Here is a 19,738-nt window from a genome sequence, read left to right on the forward strand (position 1 = left end):
AGTCAGCACAAATCAGACAGTCAGCAACCGCTCACGCAACTTGCCAATCTCATCGCGCATCTGCGCCGCCGCTTCAAACTCCAGATCCCGCGCCAACTGGTACATTTTCTCTTCCAACTGGCGGATCCGTTTGGTGATTTCACTCGGCGAGCGCAGTTCGTTTTCGTACTTGGCGTTTTCTTCGGCAGCCTTGGCCATGCCCTTGCGCTTCTTGCTGCGCGAACCGGGCACGGTGGCGCCTTCCATGATGTCGGCCACGTCCTTGAACACGCCCTTGGGAGTGATGCCATTGGCCAGGTTGAACGCAATCTGCTTCTCGCGACGGCGTTCGGTCTCGCCGATGGCCCGCTCCATGGAGCCGGTGATACGGTCGGCATACAGGATCGCACGGCCATTGAGGTTACGCGCCGCACGGCCGATGGTCTGGATCAGCGAGCGCTCGGAGCGCAGGAACCCTTCCTTGTCCGCGTCCAGAATCGCCACCAGCGACACCTCGGGCATGTCCAGGCCTTCACGCAGCAGGTTGATCCCCACCAGCACATCGAAGGTACCCAGACGCAGGTCGCGGATGATCTCTACACGTTCCACGGTATCGATGTCCGAGTGCAGGTAACGTACACGCACGCCGTGGTCGGCCAGGTAATCGGTAAGGTCTTCGGACATGCGCTTGGTCAGCGTGGTGACCAGCACCCGCTCTTCCAGGGCGACACGCTTGGTGATTTCCGACAGCAGGTCATCGACCTGGGTCAGGGCCGGGCGGATTTCGATTTGCGGGTCCACCAGGCCGGTGGGGCGCACCAGTTGCTCGATCACCCGCCCAGCATGCTCGGCCTCGTAGTTGCCCGGCGTGGCGGACACAAAGATGGTCTGCGGGCTGATGCTTTCCCATTCGTCAAAGCGCATCGGACGGTTATCCAGCGCCGAAGGCAGGCGGAAGCCGTACTCCACCAGGGTTTCCTTGCGCGAGCGGTCGCCTTTATACATGGCGCCGACTTGCGGAACGCTAACGTGGGATTCGTCGATCACCAGCAACGCATCTGCCGGCAGGTAGTCGTAGAGGGTAGGCGGCGGCGCACCGGACTCACGACCCGACAGGTAGCGCGAGTAGTTTTCGATGCCGTTGCAGTAACCCAGCTCGAGGATCATCTCCAGGTCAAAACGCGTGCGCTGTTCCAGACGCTGGGCTTCCACCAGTTTGTTGTTGGCGCGCAGGTACTCGAGGCGCTCGGCAAGCTCGGCCTTGATCCCTTCCATGGCATCCAAAAGGGTTTCACGCGGGGTCACGTAGTGGCTTTTTGGATAGAAGGTGAAGCGCGGCAGTTTGCGGATCACTTCGCCGGTCAACGGGTCGAAGGCCGACAGGCTCTCGACTTCATCATCGAACAGCTCGATACGAATCGCTTCCAGGTCCGATTCAGCCGGGTAAATATCGATCACATCGCCACGCACGCGGAAAGTCGCGCGGGCGAAGTCCATGTCGTTGCGGGTGTACTGCAAATCCGCCAGGCGCCGCAGCAAGGCGCGCTGGTCGAGTTTGTCGCCGCGATCGACGTGCAGCACCATCTTCAGATAAGTTTCCGGGCTGCCCAGGCCGTAGATGCACGACACGGTGGTGACGATGATCGCGTCCTTGCGCTCCAGCAGCGCTTTGGTCGCCGACAGCCGCATCTGCTCGATATGGTCGTTGATCGACGCATCCTTCTCGATAAAGGTATCGGAAGACGGCACATAGGCTTCGGGCTGGTAGTAGTCGTAGTAGGAAACGAAGTACTCCACCGCGTTGTTCGGGAAAAACGCCTTGAACTCACCGTACAACTGCGCGGCCAGGGTCTTGTTCGGCGCCAGCACCAGGGTTGGGCGGTTGATCTGTGCGATCACGTTGGCGATGCTGAAGGTCTTGCCCGAACCGGTCACCCCGAGCAGCGTCTGGTGCGCCAGGCCGGCCTCGATGCCTTCGACCATCAGGCGAATGGCCTCGGGCTGGTCGCCAGCAGGTTCAAAGCGGGTGACTAGTTGGAAATCCGACATAACGTACCTCTTGAAGTCACCCCAGACTGTAAACCCGTCGGGGACGAAAAAGACCACAGCCCGCATAACTTCAGAGCAGGCCATAGGAAAAAACCATGATAGCTGTAGAAGTGGAGGCGAATGTGAGGGGTTTCAAGGTAATAGTCCTACACGCCCACAGCCATCAATGTTGCAATAAGACTAACGGTCGATAAATAAACCGAAAAACTTGGCCGAAAAGCCATTTCGGCTGTCGCCGCGAGCGGTGTTGGCCTCTATACTAGCTCCCCGTTTGTGCACCGCTCTAGTGCATTCGGCTGGAGCGCGACACGTCCCTCCATTCCCCCATAGAGCTGCCGCAAAAATGAGCCTGTTCTCCGCTGTCGAAATGGCACCACGCGATCCTATCCTGGGCCTCAACGAAGCATTCAACGCCGATACCCGTACTACCAAGGTCAACCTTGGCGTAGGCGTTTACTGCAACGAGGAGGGGAAAATTCCACTCCTGCGTGCCGTTGCCGAAGCGGAAGCCATTCGCGTGGCGCAACACGCCGCCCGTGGCTACTTGCCGATCGATGGCATTGCCGCCTACGACCTGGCCGTGCAAAAGCTGCTGTTTGGTACCGACTCGCCGCTGCTGAGCGCTGGCCGTGTGATCACCGCCCAAGCCGTTGGCGGCACCGGCGCGCTGAAGATCGGCGCCGACTTCCTCAAGCAACTGTTGCCCAACGCCGTCGTCGCCATCAGCGACCCAAGCTGGGAAAACCACCAGGCACTGTTTGAAAAAGCCGGCTTCCCGGTGCAGACCTACCGCTACTACGACGCTGCCACCCACGATGTGAACCGTGCCGGCCTGCTGGAAGACCTCAACGCCCTGCCCGCCCAGTCCATCGTCGTGCTGCACGCCTGCTGCCACAACCCGACCGGCGTCGACCTGAGCCCGGCCGACTGGAAAGACGTACTGGAAGTGGTCAAGGCCAAGAACCTGGTGCCATTCCTCGACATGGCCTACCAGGGCTTTGGCGACGGTATCGACGAAGATGCCGCCGCCGTGCGCCTGTTCGCCGAGTCAGGCCTGACCTTCTTTGTGTCCAGCTCGTTCTCCAAATCGTTCTCGCTGTACGGCGAGCGCGTGGGTGCACTGTCCATCGTCAGCGAATCGAAAGAAGAAAGCGCGCGCATCCTGTCCCAGGTCAAGCGCGTGATCCGCACCAACTACTCCAACCCGCCGACCCACGGCGCGGCGATCGTGGCGGCGGTGCTCAACAACCCGCAACTGCGCGCGCAGTGGGAAGCCGAACTGGCCGAAATGCGCCTGCGCATCCGCGGCATGCGCGAGCAGATGGTCAGCGAACTGGCCAAGGCTGCTCCAGGCCATGACTTCAGCTTCGTCGGTCGCCAGCGCGGGATGTTCTCCTACTCCGGCCTGACCGTAGAGCAAGTCACCCGCCTGCGCAGCGAGTTCGGCATCTACGCCCTCGACACCGGGCGCATCTGCGTGGCCGCGTTGAACCAGGCGAACATCGATGCGGTGACCAAGGCGATTGTGCAGGTGCTGTAAGCCTGATCGCGAGGTACAAAGGGGAAGCCAGCGGCTTCCCCTTTTTTATGCCTTGCCCCTGTAGGAGCCCGCTCCTACAAAAAGCTCAGCGCTGGCAAGGCAAGCCCCTTAGACTGAAGCAAGACTGCCCTTTGCGATGAGACTTTCTATGAGAAACGACGACCTGGACCTGCGTGCCGACCGCGACGAACTGGACCACTTCACCCCGCGCGCACCTCAAGCCAAGCGGCAAAAAAGCCTGGTCCTGCAAGTAGCCTTGGGCGTCTTCCTCGGCGGCCTGGCCTTGTGGCTGGTGCAATTGGGCGCCACAGCGCTGATGGCCAAATTGGCGATGGGCACCCTGCAGTTCGGTGGCTGACCCTCCCCACCCTGTGGCGAGCGGGCTTGCCCCGCGCTGGGCTGCGCAGCAGCCCCACTACTTATTCAGGCAAAAACACCGCGCTAGGGGTTTAGGGCCGCTTCGCAGCCCAGCGCGGGACAAGCCCGCTCGCCACATGAGGTCCCGAGTATTCATCCTCCAACGGCCACACGCCTTTGTCTGGCGCAGTTGGGCACCACGCCACTGATGGCGAAATTGACGATTCGCTAGCTGACAAAAACCCACCGTGGCGAGCGGGCTTGCCCCGCGTTGGGCTGCGCAGCAGCCCCACTACTTATTGCTAGGGGTTTAGGGCCGCTTCGCAGCCCAGCGCGGGGCTAGCCCGCTCGCCACAATGGGTCCGCTCCTCGAGCAGTTGCACAAAACTGTCCAGACTCTGCGACACCGTGCCCCGGCGCCAGATCAACCAGGTGTTCAGCAGGCGAAACTCGTCCGCCAACGGCCACACGCTCACCGTGGTAAAGCCCGGCATGCTCTCCAGCATGCTGCGTGGCATCAACGCCAAACCCGCGCCGGCGCTGACGCAGGCGAGCATGCCGTGGTACGACTCCATCTCGAAAATCTTCCCCGGCACTGCACCGTCCTGGGAAAACCAGCGCTCAAAGTGGTGCCGGTACGAACAGTTGGAACGGAAGGTGTAGATGCTCTCCCCGTTCACATCCTGCCCACGGGTGATCGGCCCATGATGCAACGGCGCAATCACCACCATCTCTTCTTCAAACACCGCAACCCCCTCCAGGGTCGGATGCAGCACCGGGCCATCAACAAACGCTGCCGCCAGTCGGCCCGATAGCACGCCTTCGATCATCGTCCCCGAGGGCCCGGTGCTCAGGTCCAGTTCGACCTTGGCGTGTTTCTGGTTATAGGCTGCGAGCAACGCCGGGATACGCACGGCGGCGGTGCTCTCCAGCGAACCCAGGGCAAATGGCCCCTGGGGCTCCTCCCCCGCCACGGTGGCACGGGCCTCTTGCACCAAGTCGAGAATCCGCCGCGCATAGCCCAGGAAATTCCAGCCGGCAGGCGACAGGCGCAGTCGACTTTTCTCACGGATAAACAGCTCGACGCCCAGGTCCTGCTCCAGTTGCTTGATGCGCGTGGTCAGGTTCGACGGCACACGGTGAATCAACTGCGCGGCGGCACTGATGCTGCCCTGCTCGGCCACGGCCTTGAAAATTTCCAGTTGCACCAGATCCAAGTCATTCTCCAATCGTGAACGTATCGCTTAATATTATTCAGTTCCCGGAAAAGATGCAGCCCCGTACGCTGGGCACCTTCCCAAATACTGCGCAGGACGGTGCCATGAACGCTCTCTCTCACCAGACCCATGCCTTGTCGATCAATCCCGCCAATGGCGAAACCGTCGGCAGCTACCCGTACGAATCCGCCGCGCAACTGGACGCCGCCCTCACCCGCGCCAGCATCGCCTTTGCCAATGGTCGCAACACGCCCGTAGCGCAACGCGCCCAATTGCTCCTGGCCCTGGCCGGCGCCCTGCGCGAGCAAGCTGAGGAGATGGCGCAAATGATCACCCTGGAAATGGGCAAACCCATCGTCCAGGCCCGTGGCGAAATCGAGAAGTGCGCGTTGCTGGCCGAGTGGTACGCCGCCCATGGCCCGGCCATGCTTGCACCGGAGCCGACGCTGGTGGACAACGGCAGCGCCCGGATCGAGTACCGCCCGTTGGGCCCGATCCTCGCCGTGATGCCGTGGAACTTCCCGGTCTGGCAGGTACTGCGCGGCGCCGTACCGACCATGCTCAGCGGCAATACCTACGTGCTCAAGCATGCGCCCAACGTGATGGGCAGCGCCTACCTGATGAAACAAGCCTTCCAAAAAGCCGGCTTCGCCGAGGGCTTGTTCGAAGTGATCAACGTCACCCCGGACGGCGTATCCAAGGCCATCGCTGACCCACGCATCGCCGCCGTGACCCTTACCGGCAGCGTGCGAGCGGGTATCGCCATCGGCTCCCAGGCCGGCGCCGCGTTGAAAAAGTGCGTGTTGGAACTGGGCGGTAGCGACCCCTTCATCGTGCTCGACGACGCCGACCTCGACGCCGCCGTACAAGCCGCCGTGATCGGCCGTTTCCAGAACTCCGGCCAGGTCTGCGCCGCCGCCAAGCGCCTGATCATCGAGCAAGGCGTGGTCGAAGCCTTCACCGCCAAGTTCCTCGAAGCCAGCCGCCAACTGGTGATGGGCGACCCGACATCCAGCGACACCTACATCGGCCCCATGGCCCGTTTCGACCTGCGTGACGAGTTGCACGGCCAGGTCCAGGCCACCCTGGAAGAAGGCGCCACCCTGTTGCTCGGCGGCCATCCCATCGAAGGGCCGGGCAACTACTACGCCCCCACCGTACTGGCCAATGTCACCGACCAGATGACCTCCTTCAAACAGGAACTGTTTGGCCCCGTCGCCTCGATCATCAGCGCCCGCGACGCCGACCATGCGGTAGCCCTGGCCAACGACAGCGAGTTCGGCCTGACCGCGAGCATCTTCAGCAACGATCCGGCCAAGGCCCGAGAAATCGCCACCCAGCTGGAAACCGGCGGGATCTTTATCAACGCCTACAGCGTGTCCGATCCTCGGGTGGCGTTTGGCGGGGTGAAAAAGAGTGGGTTTGGCCGCGAATTGTCACATTTTGGCGTACGAGAGTTCTGCAATGCACAGACGGTATGGGTAGATCGGCGGTAGGCCAATCGTCAAGATTCCTCATTGCCAGCATGCGGGTTCAGGATATGATCAGGCCGTTATTTGAACTGGACTGCGTTGACCTATGCCCGTTGACCTGCAAGCGCTCTATCCCAAACTGATCCATCTGATGCTGGATACGGTTTTCGTGGTCGACAGGGACAGCCAGATTGCATTTGTCAGCGACGCCTGCGAGGCGTTGCTCGGCTACCGTGCCGACGAGCTGACCGGGACCGTGATCACCGACTATATGCACCCTGACGACCTGGCGACCACCCGAGCCTCGATTATCCGGGTGATGAACGGCCAGCCCCATGTCGACTTCCGCAACCGCTATATCCGCAAGGATGGCGGCATCGTCCATATTCTGTGGGCAGCATTCTGGTCCGAGGACGTCGGCGCGCGGATCGGCGTAGCACGGGATATAACGGCCCTCACCCAGGCCGAGGAGGAACTGCGCTTTCTCGCCCATCACGACCCGCTGACCGCCCTGACCAACCGCTTACTGTTCAATGATCGGCTGGACTCGGCCCTGCGTAATGCACGCCGACAGAACAGCACCCTGGCCTTGCTGTTCCTGGACATCAATGATTTCAAGGGCATCAACGATGTGCACGGGCACGTCGCGGGTGATCGCGTGCTGTGCACCATTGCGCGACGCCTGGAAAGCTGCGTGCGTGAGACCGACACGGTGGCGCGAATGGGCGGGGATGAGTTCACGGTGTTGTTGACCGACCTTCATTCAGAAGATGCCGTGGCCGAGAAAGTGCAACAGATCCTTGCCATCATGGCCGAGCCTCTGGGGGCCGAATTTGGCGCGGTGAAGATGCCATCGTGCAGTATCGGCGTGGCCCGGTACCCGGTCGACGGGGAAGATGCAGACACCCTGCTCAGCCATGCCGATGGCGATATGTACCGGGTGAAAAAACTCCACCGCGCGGCGAGCTGAGGCGAAAGCCCCGAACCTTGCCCCCCGCTCATCCGCCCCAGAGAACGCAACCTTGGCCCACCCTCCAAGTGATCATCGCAGCAGCATCTGGTCAGTTTTCCTGATCTTCCTGCGCCTGGGCCTAACCTCCTTCGGCGGCCCTATTGCGCACCTGGGTTACTTTCGCGACGAGTTCGTCACCCGACGCCGCTGGCTGAGCGAGCGCAGCTATGGGGATCTGGTCGCCCTCTGCCAATTCCTCCCCGGCCCGGCCAGCAGCCAGGTCGGCATCGCCCTGGGCCTGGCACGCGCGGGCTACGGCGGCGCAGTAGCGGCCTGGGTCGGTTTTACCTTGCCGTCGGCCTTGCTCTTGATTCTGTTTGCCCTGGGCCTTACCCAGCACAGCTCAGCCATCCCGGCTGGCGCGCTGCACGGCCTCAAAGTGGTGGCCGTGGCCGTGGTCGCCCAGGCGGTATGGGGCATGGCGCGCAACCTGTGCCGCAGCGCGGGCCGCATCAGCCTGATGCTACTGGCGACCGCCGCCACCCTGCTGCTTCCCTTTGCCTGGGCCCAGGTGGCCATCATTGCCTGCGCAGGTGTGGTTGGCCTGTTGCTCTTCAAACCTGTGTGCGGCAGCGCCCACGACCCCCTGCCCATCCCGATCCGCCGTAGCACCGGCGCGATGTGGCTGACATTGTTCCTGATATTACTGGCAGGCCTACCGCTCCTCGCCCAGGCACTGCCCGACCTGGCCCTGATAGACGCGTTCTACCGCACTGGCTCGCTGGTATTCGGCGGAGGCCACGTGGTACTGCCGTTGCTGCAGGCCGAAGTGGTGCCGCGTCAATGGGTGAGCAACGACGTATTTCTCGCCGGCTACGGCGCCGCTCAAGCCGTGCCCGGCCCGCTGTTCACCTTCGCCGCCTTCCTCGGCGCCGCCATCAACTCATGGTGGGGTGGCCTGATCGCCTTGCTGGCGATCTTCACACCGTCGTTTTTACTGGTATTGGGCGTCTTGCCCTTCTGGGAAAACCTACGCCAAAGCCCACGCACACAGGCCGCGCTGGCCGGTGTGAATGCTGCCGTGGTGGGGTTGCTGCTGGCGGCGCTGTACCGACCGGTATGGACCAGTGCGATATTCAGCGTACAAGACCTGGGCCTGGCGTTGATTGCCCTGCTGGCGCTGATGCTCTGGAAGCTGCCGCCGTGGCTGGTGGTGATAGGAAGCGGCGTACTGGGATGGCTATTTAGCCTGACGATGTAAAAAGCACAGCCACCGTTAGCCCTTCAACTCACCCGCCCGATGACTCGCCGCATCGTCGTAAGCCACATACAACGACTCGGCGATTGGGCTTTTAATAGCCTTGGTGGACTCCAGCCCCAACACAAACCCCTCAGCCTTACCGCCTGCGCGGTTCAGGTCTTCAAGGGTGCTGGCACCGGTGATTGCATCCAGCAACTTGGCTGCATGCGGGCCTACGCCTTTGGGCAGGCTGATCTGGTCGATGCTCATTGCGATACCTCAAATAAGGTTGGGGATGGGGTGTTGCGCGATAACGTGGTCATTGGCGATACCATGAGGGCTTGGGAGCCGATAGCGTGTTTGGCCACTGTCGGGGTGGCATGGTAGACCGGTATGGGGATGAGGGGGCAGCTTTTGGTGATTTTTCAGTTGGTTGTCACCGGCAGTAATCGGCCAGGAGCGGACATGCAGGGGGGGTAAATCTCAATGTCGCACGAACTACTGCAGCATGGTCCTATCGGGCACGGTGATAACCTAGCAAAATCGGCTGATTAATCAAAAATGCGGAGAACAGATGAACTCGGTTCAGATGTATCACAACCTGATGCAGCGGATACGCGCTCGATTTGACGTTATAGATCTACTTCGTATCTCGGAAGGCGAGTATTTCACCCGCGCAGAATCAGCCGCGTTCCAGGGACGAAAAATAGTCGAAGGGATTGCGTATGCGTGCCTTATCGCAATTGAGCACGGCGCTCAGCAGATACCTCGCGATGCCAAAAAACAGTGGAACGCTGAAAAGATATTCAAGAATCTGAAATCTAAGGGATTTGATACTCTTCCAAGCCCAAGCGAAATCCGTTCGGCAACCGAGCAAGAGCGCGCAGATGGGCTCGCGATTGTCGTCGAAGGCATACCTGTGAATCGCCTCAGTCACGATCAAATTGCTGAAGTTTACCAACGGCTACATGCTTGGCTTCATGAGGCGAATCCATATATTTACGGCGGTTCGGAGGCTTTCGGTGCTGAAAAGACCGCAATATTGTGGAAAGACCTAGACGATTTGAAAACCTTTTTGAAACGCCACATCATCTCAGTCCAAGGCGAAGCCATTTTCTGTACTTTATGGGACTTAAACGATGATCAAACGAAAATTCTGCCTCTAAGCAAATTGAAACTTTAACGAAATCTTGGCCCCGCACGAGGTGTCAGCTTTGCGTTGATTAAAGACCTCCACAATGACGGTTATTGGCTGGAGGCGGCCCTCGTCTGAACGTCTGTTTTTGGCCGATTGCCGCCTATCGTGACGGGGGCGTCACTGCATGGAGCAGTGTTGGTACGAAAGTGGTACGCAGGTTTCAGGTTGGCTCTGTAGGTTAATCAATACAAGGCCTGCAGGATTAGTAGTTCCAATCCATCACCGATAAAGCCGTTGACCTTGCGCTTGACCGGCAGCAATCGACCCATAGCTGCCCTTGATGTATGTGTGTTGTCGCCATATGTTATTGGCATTCATGGAGGATTCTGACTGATGGCACGTGTGGGATTGATACTGACACCCGGTTTTGCGGACTGGGAATACGCTTTCATTGCTGGAACTGCGTCTCCGTTTTACGGGATCGATGTCAGGTTTTTCGCTTCTGCTACGGGGCAGTTTCGCTCGCAGGGTGGATTGGCGGTAACGGTCGAGAGCAGTTTGCAACAATGTCTGGACTGGAAACCGGACGTTGTAGTCGTGATTGGAGGAATGGTCTGGGAAGGTGCAGAAGCACCTGATATTCGGGAGTTTCTTCATGCTAGTCGTGCAAGTGGAGCGACAGTTGCCGGTATCTGTGGGGGAACGCTGGCACTTGCCAGGGCCAGCCTTCTCGACACCGTTCCTCATACATCGAACAGCGCCGACTTCCTGCAACAGAATGCCATGGGTTATGACGGGCGCACGCTCTATCGAAGCAGCCCAGTAGCTGTGGTTGCAGACCGCATCATAACTGCTCCAGGCCCTGCACCCGTTAGCTTCACCTGCGCAGTGTTCGAAGCCGCCGGGCTATCTTCCGAGGCCACTTCTCAATTCAGAACAATGTTGGCAGCGGAACATCGGTGACTGCGTCGTCCTACAAAACAGCCGGTTAGGTGATGTGTTCGAGTGGCCGCTCATGGCCGATTCCTGCCTTTCACCGCCGTCAGCTTTGGGTCCAGACCGCTGGCCTATCCGACTGGCCTCTTCTCACTATCACACATTGGAAAGTGTTTTAGGCACGTCAGCGCTGGTGGGAGACCGAAGACATAGAAATCATTGGCTGAATCGTGCCAGCAACCTCTGCGCGTCGACAGGCGGTCATCTTTCTAACGAAACGAGCCGAGCATAGTGTGCCGACGGGTAATGGCGAAAATTAGTAACTCAACCTGTGTAGATAACCGGTAGCGGCAACAAGGACCACTGCGCAAGCTATTGAAATTGAAGGGTTGCAGGCTGGATATGTGTTAGTTCCTGCAGGTTGTGAAATCTTTACTCATCCGATGTGTTAAAAACAGCAACCCTCGGCTTAAAGAATTCTGGTTACCTGCCGCTATAAAGGTTGAGTCTTGCTGTTTTTTCTATACAAGACGATGCGGAAGGACAAGAGTTATAGTGACTATCAAAATTAAATGGATATTTATGAGATTCGCTAAACTGTTCGGGGCAGCAACTTTATTCGCCTCTATGATTGCATCTGTCCAAGCAGGCACAATCGTCACCGTGAAGGTGAAGAACTCTACGACCGGTCCAGCCGCGTACACTTTCGAGTACTTTTCTGGGAGTGTAGCCCCCACCCCAAGTACGATTCTGCCTTCTGCAACGACGACATTTGCCCTGACCAGTGTCGCGGATACGGTTTCAGGAATGCGATTCGTCTATACTTCAGGTAATAAGAAATGTCGTTTTGCAGCAAGCCACCAGGTCAATCCAACGACTAAAGCTCCTAGCTGGACTAAAATGGGCACTAGCACTGGTTCCGATAAGGCTACTTGCAATGCCAATATCACAGCAATTCAATCGGCGCCTCCCTATAACTACACTGTCGAATTTGAAATAAAATAATCCGACATTTGTATAGGCACCCTAGCTGAAGATAGCTCTCGAGCTATCTTCAGCGCATGGAGTATCACCATGGATATTTCGATCAAATCGTATCAAGCAAGTACACAGGCAAAGCTTTCTACACAAGAGAAGCTTCCTTCGTCCAACCCTGTACATTTACCTTCAGGGGATGCCGCCCTCAAGACGACCGAGACCGTCACAATCTCCGATTCTGCACGGGCACTGTACGCATTAAGTAATGCTGATGACAAACAAGCCTCTATGTCCAATAGGGATTTAAAAGGAGGCGGTTGCAGGATCTGAGTGCAACACGGTTATTGAATTGAAGCGGGAGCATCATGCCGCATCACCACGGCTTCTTGCATCACTTCGCCCATCACCTCGATCGGGCATTTGAAGTCGAAGCGTTTGCGCGGTCGCATATTCAGTTGCAAAGCGATGGCGTCCAGGGCTTCCTGACTATGCACCGACAAGTCCGTGCCCTTGGGCAGGTACTGGCGGATCAGTCCATTGATGTTCTCATTGCTGCCGCGTTGCCAGGGGCTGTGCGGGTCGCAGAAGTAGATCGCCACCCCGGTCCGCTGGGTGATCTCGGCGTGCCGCGCCATCTCCCGGCCCTGGTCGTAGGTCATGCTCTTGCGCACCGCCAGCGGCATGCCATTGAGCGCCGCACTGAAGCCCTCCAGCGCCGAGGTCGCCGTCGCGTCGGCCATCTTGATCAGCATCAGGTAGCCGCTGGTACGCTCCACCAAGGTGCCCACCGCCGAGGCATTGGCCTTGCCCTTGATCAGGTCGCCCTCCCAATGGCCTGGCATCAGCCGGTCTTCGACCTCCGGCGGGCGCACGTGGATGCTGAGCATTTCAGGGATCTGGCCGCGCCGATCGACGCCGCCAGAGCGCGGCCTGCGACTCGTCTTGCCCTGGCGCAGGCAGATGATCAGCTCCTTGCGCAGGCCACCGACCGGCAGGGCGTAGATCGCGTTATAGATCGTCTCGCGGCAGACGTAGGCCTCTCTGAGGCTGGGTATGTTCATGCTGCGCAGCTTGCCGGCAATCTGCTCGGGAGACAAACCCTCACGCAGCATATGGACGACCAGCTCGAAGCGCTCACTGCCCGGCAGCAGCTTGCACTGAGGCCTGCAGACCTGGCGGCGGACCTGCATCTGCTGCTGGGCAGCACAGGCCTGGTAGCGGGTGCCAGGGGCCCGGTTGCGGCGCAGCTCCCGGCTGATGGTCGAGGGGGAGCGGCCGAGCATCCGGGCAATTCGCCGCTGGCTGAAACCTTGGGCAAGGCCGAGTTGAAGGGTCGCACGTTCGGGGATACTGAGTTCGTGATAGGACATAGTGGCAGCACCGTACCGGAAAGGTCAGGTGTTGCACTCAGTTTTTGCGGCCGCCGGACAATATGCGAAAGGTCAGAGCGATATGTACAATTTCGGGCAGCGGATTGCTGGTGGAAATTTTAATAATGAGGATCTACTTCCCAAAACAGACGACTCTGCCCGTTTGGCGTTAGGTCAGCAGTCACTAGATTACGCAGTTGGGCTGTCTAAGCTCCCCCCAGAAAAACTTCCAAACCCATTTGAAGGTATGGCCCGAAACGGGCTAAGCAATATTGTTTATGATGATTCAGGAACCTATACGGATGCAGAACGATATGCCGCTTATGGGGAGCTTAGTAAGCAGGATGAAACATATTTTTCCAAGTTGTACGCCAATATAACGAACGGCGGTGACAATAGTGAAATCTTCAAAGGCATCATGGACTATTTCGATGATCTTCCAGGGGTCGAGAAAGCGGCATACCCTGATGGCTTTAGGGACAGTATAAAAAGTCTTTACCAAGAGCAGTTAGGTCAATCGGGGCCGCTCGCCCTGCTCAGGCAATCGACTGAAAACGACTCTGATAAATTGTCCCCGAGCTTCTTCAACAAGGAACAATCACCGGAGCAGATGTTACAAGCCGTCTTAGAAAAAGCGACTGCTCTTTCGACGATCTGACCAGTCCAAAGCAACCAATGTGTCGCTGCACGGATCAATGACGAAGCGTTTTTACACACTCTGGGTCGAAAGCCGTCTTTCGTGAATGTCGGCTAATGGCCGATTGCCACCCGTCATGAACGACCATTCAACCCCTAGCTTGATTCGATTGCGCACTGCTTTTCTATGGGTTTAATGCCGTCAATGCCAGCCCCTGGGCAGAGAGGAACAACCGCTCGAACATTCGAGCCGTAGACTCGAGAACCGGTGGGTAGTCGGCGTCATGTTCCTGCAACCATCAGATCCAGATTCTGCACCGCCGCTCCAGCGGCTCCCTTCCCGAGATTGTCAAACACTGCAGCCAACACAACCTGCCCCGTTTCATCATTTGCACACACCACCAATCGCAAACTATCAGTCCCGTTAAGCGCCTGAGGATCAAGGTGCGTCAGCCCTTTCGCCTCCTGCATCGACATCACCTGTACATGGTCTGCATCGATGTAGTGCTGCGAAAGGCACGCATGCAGCCGCGCCGCATCCACGCCCGGCGCCAATAACCGAAGTTGCAACGGTATGGTCAGCACGATCCCCTGCCGAAAAGCCCCATAGGCCGGCACAAACATCGGCCGTTCCATCAAGCCGCTTTGCTGCTGAATCTCCGGAATATGTTTGTGTGCCAGCCCCAGACCGTACACCTGAAACGCCGGTGCCTGTGATGCGCCCTCGCCCTCATGCTCTTGCACTCCAGCGCGCCCTTTTCCGGAATAGCCCGACACCGCATGAATGTTCGTCGGGAAATCCCTGGGTAGTAACCCGGCTTCCAGCAATGGGCGCAGCAGCCCTATCGCCCCCGTGGGATAGCAACCGGGATTGCTGACCCGCCGCGCCGTGGCGATGCGTTGGGCCTGTTGCGCGTCCATCTCGGCAAAACCATAGGTCCAGTCTGGATGAGTGCGGTGCGCCGAACTCGCATCGATCACCCGAACCGCGGGGTTTTCGATGCTCGCTACAGCGTCGCGTGCAGCTTGGTCGGGCAAGCAGAGAATCGCGATGTCGCAGGCGTTGATGATTTCGGCACGACGTTGCGGATCCTTGCGGTGTTCGGGGCTGAGCGTGATGAGCCGCAGATCGGTCCTGCCTCTTAAACGTTGATGGATTTGCAACCCGGTGGTGCCTTGGTCGCCGTCGATGAATACAAGGGGGCTTGCCATGGAATGCTCTCGCACATAGGAAATCAGGAGCTCCGATCTTCCATCCGAGGCTAAGATAGGAAAAGTTGAATTTCCAAACGATGAAATTCAGTTTTTCTGAACAAGGAATGATTCATGCGCGAAATCAGCCTGGACCGCCTGCGCACATTGGTGGCCATTGCCGACCTGGGTTCGTTTGCCGAGGCGGCCCGTGTGCTACACCTCGCGCCGCCCACGGTCAGTTTGCATATCGCCGACCTCGAGTCGCGGGTTGGCGGCAAGCTGTTGTCGCGCACGCGTGGGCGCATTCAGCCGTCGGCGATTGGAGAAACACTGGTAGAGCGCGCGCGGCGCCTGTTGGCGGATGCAGAGCAAGCACTTGAGGACGTGGAGCGTCAGGTGCAGGGCTTGGCCGGGCGTGTGCGGCTGGGTGCCTCCACCGGGGCGATCGCACAGTTGATGCCGCAAGCGTTGGAGACATTGAGCCAACGCCATCCCGCTATCGATGTGCAGGTCGCGGTGCTCACGTCGCAGGAAACATTGAAGAAGCTTGCCGAGGGCTCTTTGGAGATCGGTCTGGTCGCGCTGCCACAGACCCCGGTGAAGGGATTGCGGATCGAGCCCTGGCGGCGGGACCCGGTCATGGCTTTCTTGCCGGCACGCTGGGATTGCCCGGATGTGGTGAACCCGGGTTGGCTGGCCGCTCAGCCATTGATTCTGAATGACAACACCACTCGGCTTTCGCGCTTGACCTCGGAGTGGTTCGCCAGTGATGGACGACAGCCCACGCCGCGCATCCAACTGAACTACAACGATGCGATCAAAAGCCTGGTAGCGGCCGGTTATGGCGCGACGCTGTTGCCCCATGAAGCCTCCACGCCATTGCCCGATACCAGGATCGTCATGCGGCCATTACAGCCCTTGTTGTGGCGTGAACTCGGTATTGCCCACCGTGGTGGGGACGTCGAGCGGCCGACGCAACATGTGCTGGATGTGTTGTGGGGGTTGAGTGCGGGCTAGAGCAATGTTGTCGCTCAGGCAGTTGTATGAGCTGGTGAAGTATTGACTATGACCGATGGGTAAAACCCCACGGGCATCGGCACGCTAGACGGAGAAACCCAGCGACCGCGCTCGGCATTGCAGGCGCCCACAGGTGGGCGGTGTGTACGTGTGTGCCATGCACCCCGGGGTGATGTTGGCGGCGGTGGTGGGACGTCTTGCCAGCGAAGAGATCATCGACGGCAAGGCACCCTCTGCGCTTGGTCCATGCCGTCCTGATCGATTTGTCCGTTGCCCTGCCACCTAGGGCAACACGGCATTCTTGAAGATCAGTTCGCTGTGCAGCACGCGAACGCCTTCCGGGCCGCTTTCAAGCAGCCGGCGCTCGCCACCCGCGTTGATCTGTCGTGAACATCAAACACCGGAGGTCCCTGCATGAGTCTGCCCACTATCCGCCTCGACACCTTGCTCACCGGTCGCGTGCAGCCATTCACCCGCCCAGGCTCCCAGAGCGCCATCGATAAACAGCCGCAACAGGGCCAACTGAAGGTCTCCACCCTGGGCCTTCACGGCGACGAACAGGGCGACCTGCGCGTGCATGGCGGGGTGGAAAAAGCCATTCACCACTACCCGCTTGAGCACTACGCCCGTTGGGCCGACGAATTGGGCGCTCATCCCTTGCTGAGGCAGCCAGGGGCCTTTGGCGAGAACTTCAGGACCACCGGCTGGAGCGAGCATGACGTCTGCCTGGGCGATCGGATTCAGGTCGGTACGGCATTGCTCGAGGTGTCCCTGGCCAATAAATATCTGGATAATGCCCCGCCCCTACGCCGATAAGGACATCCCTGCCAATGAAGTTGCCCACGTCTACGCTGCTGCTCGCCTCTACCCTGCTGCTGCCGTCACTGGCCCATGCCAACGACGCCGCCTTGACCGACACGCTCAAGGCGTTCACCCACTGTGACGCCCGTTTCTTCAATAGCTTGCACGCCCACGGCGACGCCTGGCAGGCCTATGCGCCGCTGGTGCGGGAGAAGAACAGCACGTGGATCGCGGTTAAAAATCGCGCCAGCGGCGAGGAAAATTCAGTGCTCGTCAGCGCACCGCCGATTGCCGGCTTGAAGCTGTTGTCCTACTTCGACGAGAGCACCGACCTCGGCAAATTGGGGCTCTACTATTACTGGGGCTTTGTGGTTGAAGGCGGTGTCGAGGAGGTGGCCAAGCACATCGCGCCGCTGCTGGAACAACCTGGGGCGTTGCAAAAAAACAGCCCAGTGTATGTTCGCAGCGAGCTCAAGGTCGGCGACCAGTGGCAGGCCATGGCGCCCCAACCCGGCTCCGCGCCCGGCACGCGGCGGGTAGAGCGGGTGCTGCTGGTCGAGCCGGAAGGCAAGCAAGGCACGCAGTCGCGGGTCAGTTGTTCGCTGCAGGGTGGCGTGGACGGAGCATTGCTCGCCCGTTTGCGTCCGGACATCGCGCCGGCTGACTATCCTCGAACCGTGGCCGAAACTCATATCGACGATGTCCAGGTGCCGACCAGCGTGCTCCAACGCCTTGATTCGCCGCTGCTGCAACCGAAGTTCAAGACGCTGACCTACACGTCCCAGTCCACCAAGGATGACGGCAGCAAGGATAGCCCGGTTTCCGAGACGTTCACCGCCCAGGGTGGCTTGCTGAAGAAGAAGGAGATCTACAGCGAGCGCTTCAACGTCGACCGCCTCACCCAGGCCGACCTGATCCAGTTGAAGTCGAAGATGAATGGCATAGGCGATGGGCGCGTACTGCTGACCCACGAAATCGCACTGGATATTCCGCCAACCTGGACCCCAGGCCAAACGCTGAGCGCACGCATGACCATGGCTGATGTGCCGGCCAAGCCGACCGACACATCCCGCATCACGCCCTTGAACTGCGTGGTGGGCCAACGCTTTCCAGCGCGGCAGGTGTTTGCCAGCTTGACGGGCGACGCGATCAAACTGGAGTGCGACCAGGGCGACTATAAAACCACGCGCGCGTTTATCGAGGACTTGGGGCTTGCCATGACCTTGGAGTCAACGTCGGACAAAATCCATTACGTGTATGAATACACCGCGCTGGATGTCGTGCGTTAACCCAGAGCCCAACCGATCTGTAGCTAGGGTGATGACCTGTGGCGAGCGGGCTTGCCCTAATGCCGTTCAGTTAAGCCTTTTTGTAGGAGCGAGGGGGACGCCTAGTTCTTGCTCGCGAAGAACTTGAGAGCGCCGCGTTTACCTAGCAAACACGCGTTATCGTTGACGTCCTTCGCGAGCAGAACTAGGCGTCCCCCTCGCTCCTACAGAAAGCAGAATCCGCTTAACTGAACGGCATTAGGGCAAGCCCGCTCGCCACAGAGCCTGATAAATGGCAGCGCGAGCCCGCTCGCCATACTGATATCATCCAGGCATTAACGCGCTGAGTAGAAAGCATGAACCGTCGTAAGAAACTCAATCAGATTTTGAAAGCCAACGCCAAAAAGGCCAATGCCAAATTGGCCCCCAAGAGCAAGGACAAGTACATCAGCAAGGCCGACCGTTTGAAACTGGAAGCCGAACCTGCCCAGGACACACCGATTTCCCCTGACACGCCAAGCTGATTCAGGGCACTCTACGCCAGCGCAGCAGTCTGTTCCCAGACACCCCATTCTCGCCCGGCGGAGCTTCCCATGATGATTGTTCACCACCTCAACAACTCACGTTCGCAGCGCATTCTCTGGCTGCTAGAAGAACTCGGCCTGCCCTACGCGCTCAAGTGCTACCAGCGCGACCCGAAAACCAACCTTGCACCACCCGAGCTCAAGGCGATCAATGCGCTGGGCAAATCGCCGGTGCTTGAAGATGGCTCACGTGTGGTGATCGAGTCCGGCGCCATTGTCGACTACCTGATCCGTCGCCATGGCCAGGGTCGCCTGCAACCAGACCCCAGCACAGACGCCTACGACACCTACGTACAATGGCTGCACTTCGCCGAAGGCTCGGCAATGCTGCCGCTGATGCTCAACCTGTATGTCGGCCGCCTGGGTGAAGCCGGTGCGCCATTGCATCCGCGGATCGAGTCGGAACTGGCCAATTACCTGGGTTACCTGAACAACGCCCTGGCGCAGTCGCCCTACCTGCTGGGTGAGGAACTGAGCGGCGCCGATATCCAGATGAGCTTTATTGGCGAAATCGCCAAGGCCCAGGGCAAGTTGCAGGCGTACCCGAACCTCGCGGCGTGGGTCCAGCGGTTCCAGGCCCGGCCTGCCTATCGCAAGGCGCTGGAACAGGGTGGGGAATATGCGTTTGCCAAGTAAGCAGACGGGAATTGAGTAAACGCCCACCCTTAAATGACGGTCAGCCGCCGGGGGCCGTCATGTACTGGCTGAAGTTGTTGATGTGATCATCCAGATTGTCTTCGAGCATCATCCGGTACTGCTCACAGAAGTACTTCAGCAGCGCTTCGCGCGACTCGGCCATTTCGGCGCCGGTCTTGAAGTTGCGCGCACTCGCCCAGGCATTGAAACGTGTCGTGCCGAACATCATCGAGGCGCTGACCTGGCCAAGGTTCTCGAGGGTTTTCAGTTGCTCGTTCGACAGCTCGATATGCGCGTCGGCGCGGTCGTAGAAGGCTTGGTCTGTAGCGTCTGGCATGGTGGAACACCTGGGTTGGATAAGGGAGTCATTGAAG

General features: G+C 59.1%; 20 protein-coding genes and 2 pseudogenes. 16 read left to right on the forward strand and 6 right to left on the reverse strand.

Going from position 1 to position 19,738, the window contains the following annotated elements; genetic code table 11:
* Positions 1–12: 12 nt before the first annotated feature.
* Complete coding sequence (gene uvrB / locus JTY93_RS17655) at positions 13–2,028, reverse strand: excinuclease ABC subunit UvrB (protein WP_205477105.1); 2,016 nt, start codon at positions 2,026–2,028, stop codon at positions 13–15.
* 343 nt (positions 2,029–2,371) lie between these two features.
* On the opposite strand from uvrB, the gene JTY93_RS17660 reads away from it, so the two are divergent.
* Together JTY93_RS17660 and JTY93_RS17665 are read left to right on the forward strand one after the other, a co-directional pair.
* Entirely contained in the window at positions 2,372–3,568 is a 1,197-nt protein-coding gene (locus JTY93_RS17660; protein ID WP_205477106.1) for an amino acid aminotransferase, read from the forward strand.
* A gap of 148 nt (positions 3,569–3,716) precedes the next feature.
* Positions 3,717–3,926, forward strand: a complete 210-nt coding sequence (locus JTY93_RS17665) for a hypothetical protein (RefSeq protein WP_038442076.1) — start codon at positions 3,717–3,719, stop codon at positions 3,924–3,926.
* 301 nt (positions 3,927–4,227) lie between these two features.
* On the opposite strand, the gene ptrR is transcribed toward JTY93_RS17665, so the two are convergent.
* Positions 4,228–5,142 (reverse strand): putrescine utilization regulator PtrR, encoded by a 915-nt coding sequence (gene ptrR, locus JTY93_RS17670; RefSeq protein ID WP_205477107.1) that lies wholly within the window; start codon positions 5,140–5,142, stop codon positions 4,228–4,230.
* Between the two features lie 104 nt (positions 5,143–5,246).
* Between ptrR and JTY93_RS17675 the strand changes: the two genes are divergently transcribed.
* From JTY93_RS17675 to chrA, 3 genes are all read left to right on the forward strand, one after another.
* Entirely contained in the window at positions 5,247–6,638 is a 1,392-nt protein-coding gene (locus JTY93_RS17675) for an aldehyde dehydrogenase family protein (RefSeq protein ID WP_205477108.1), read from the forward strand.
* An 82-nt stretch (positions 6,639–6,720) separates the two neighbouring features.
* Positions 6,721–7,584: a sensor domain-containing diguanylate cyclase gene (locus tag JTY93_RS17680; protein WP_205477109.1), complete on the forward strand. Its 864-nt coding sequence runs from the start codon at positions 6,721–6,723 to the stop codon at positions 7,582–7,584.
* Between the two features lie 52 nt (positions 7,585–7,636).
* On the forward strand, positions 7,637–8,827 hold the full coding sequence (chrA, locus tag JTY93_RS17685) for a chromate efflux transporter (RefSeq protein WP_205477110.1): 1,191 nt from the start codon (positions 7,637–7,639) through the stop codon (positions 8,825–8,827).
* A gap of 15 nt (positions 8,828–8,842) precedes the next feature.
* Here chrA and JTY93_RS17690 read toward each other — a convergent pair whose 3' ends face one another.
* The gene (locus tag JTY93_RS17690) at positions 8,843–9,076 is read right to left on the reverse strand and encodes a hypothetical protein (RefSeq protein WP_169877465.1); all 234 of its coding nucleotides are present in this window, start codon (positions 9,074–9,076) and stop codon (positions 8,843–8,845) included.
* Positions 9,077–9,380: 304 nt separating this feature from the next.
* Here JTY93_RS17690 and JTY93_RS17695 point away from each other — a divergent pair, with 304 nt between their 5' ends.
* The 4 genes from JTY93_RS17695 to JTY93_RS17710 all read left to right on the forward strand — a co-directional run bounded on the left by JTY93_RS17695 (position 9,381) and on the right by JTY93_RS17710 (position 12,188).
* Positions 9,381–9,989, forward strand: a complete 609-nt coding sequence (locus tag JTY93_RS17695; RefSeq protein WP_205477111.1) for a hypothetical protein — start codon at positions 9,381–9,383, stop codon at positions 9,987–9,989.
* A 348-nt stretch (positions 9,990–10,337) separates the two neighbouring features.
* Positions 10,338–10,907, forward strand: a complete 570-nt coding sequence (locus JTY93_RS17700; protein ID WP_205518890.1) for a DJ-1/PfpI family protein — start codon at positions 10,338–10,340, stop codon at positions 10,905–10,907.
* 528 nt (positions 10,908–11,435) lie between these two features.
* Entirely contained in the window at positions 11,436–11,885 is a 450-nt protein-coding gene (locus JTY93_RS17705) for a hypothetical protein (RefSeq protein ID WP_205480952.1), read from the forward strand.
* Positions 11,886–11,954: 69 nt separating this feature from the next.
* Complete coding sequence (locus JTY93_RS17710) at positions 11,955–12,188, forward strand: hypothetical protein (RefSeq protein ID WP_205480954.1); 234 nt, start codon at positions 11,955–11,957, stop codon at positions 12,186–12,188.
* A gap of 11 nt (positions 12,189–12,199) precedes the next feature.
* Here the strand turns inward: JTY93_RS17710 and JTY93_RS17715 are convergent, their stop codons facing one another.
* Positions 12,200–13,228, reverse strand: coding sequence for an IS30-like element ISShes10 family transposase (locus JTY93_RS17715; protein ID WP_011711660.1), 1,029 nt, complete (start codon positions 13,226–13,228; stop codon positions 12,200–12,202).
* A gap of 1 nt (position 13,229) precedes the next feature.
* Between JTY93_RS17715 and JTY93_RS17720 the strand changes: the two genes are divergently transcribed.
* Entirely contained in the window at positions 13,230–13,886 is a 657-nt protein-coding gene (locus JTY93_RS17720) for a hypothetical protein (RefSeq protein ID WP_240357224.1), read from the forward strand.
* Positions 13,887–14,146: 260 nt separating this feature from the next.
* On the opposite strand, the gene argC is transcribed toward JTY93_RS17720, so the two are convergent.
* Positions 14,147–15,076, reverse strand: a complete 930-nt coding sequence (argC, locus tag JTY93_RS17725; RefSeq protein ID WP_169992361.1) for an N-acetyl-gamma-glutamyl-phosphate reductase — start codon at positions 15,074–15,076, stop codon at positions 14,147–14,149.
* A gap of 114 nt (positions 15,077–15,190) precedes the next feature.
* On the opposite strand from argC, the gene JTY93_RS17730 reads away from it, so the two are divergent.
* The 6 genes and pseudogenes from JTY93_RS17730 to JTY93_RS17750 all read left to right on the forward strand — a co-directional run bounded on the left by JTY93_RS17730 (position 15,191) and on the right by JTY93_RS17750 (position 19,364).
* Positions 15,191–16,075, forward strand: coding sequence for a LysR family transcriptional regulator (locus JTY93_RS17730; protein ID WP_205478258.1), 885 nt, complete (start codon positions 15,191–15,193; stop codon positions 16,073–16,075).
* Between the two features lie 127 nt (positions 16,076–16,202).
* Positions 16,203–16,361: pseudogene (locus JTY93_RS29175) on the forward strand (FAD-binding oxidoreductase); the annotation flags it as partial.
* A gap of 128 nt (positions 16,362–16,489) precedes the next feature.
* Positions 16,490–16,846 (forward strand): annotated as a pseudogene (locus JTY93_RS17735) (MOSC domain-containing protein); the annotation flags it as partial.
* Positions 16,847–16,905: 59 nt separating this feature from the next.
* Positions 16,906–18,165: a hypothetical protein gene (locus JTY93_RS17740; protein WP_205478256.1), complete on the forward strand. Its 1,260-nt coding sequence runs from the start codon at positions 16,906–16,908 to the stop codon at positions 18,163–18,165.
* Positions 18,166–18,500: 335 nt separating this feature from the next.
* Positions 18,501–18,668: a DUF2986 domain-containing protein gene (locus JTY93_RS17745; RefSeq protein WP_205478255.1), complete on the forward strand. Its 168-nt coding sequence runs from the start codon at positions 18,501–18,503 to the stop codon at positions 18,666–18,668.
* A gap of 69 nt (positions 18,669–18,737) precedes the next feature.
* A complete protein-coding gene (locus tag JTY93_RS17750; protein WP_205478254.1) occupies positions 18,738–19,364 on the forward strand; it encodes a glutathione S-transferase family protein in 627 nt (208 codons plus the stop codon).
* A 40-nt stretch (positions 19,365–19,404) separates the two neighbouring features.
* On the opposite strand, the gene JTY93_RS17755 is transcribed toward JTY93_RS17750, so the two are convergent.
* Positions 19,405–19,701, reverse strand: a complete 297-nt coding sequence (locus tag JTY93_RS17755) for a DUF3144 domain-containing protein (RefSeq protein WP_205478253.1) — start codon at positions 19,699–19,701, stop codon at positions 19,405–19,407.
* Between the last annotated feature and the right edge of the window lie 37 nt (positions 19,702–19,738).

The organism is Pseudomonas hygromyciniae, assembly GCF_016925675.1.
GTDB lineage: Bacteria > Pseudomonadota > Gammaproteobacteria > Pseudomonadales > Pseudomonadaceae > Aquipseudomonas > Aquipseudomonas hygromyciniae.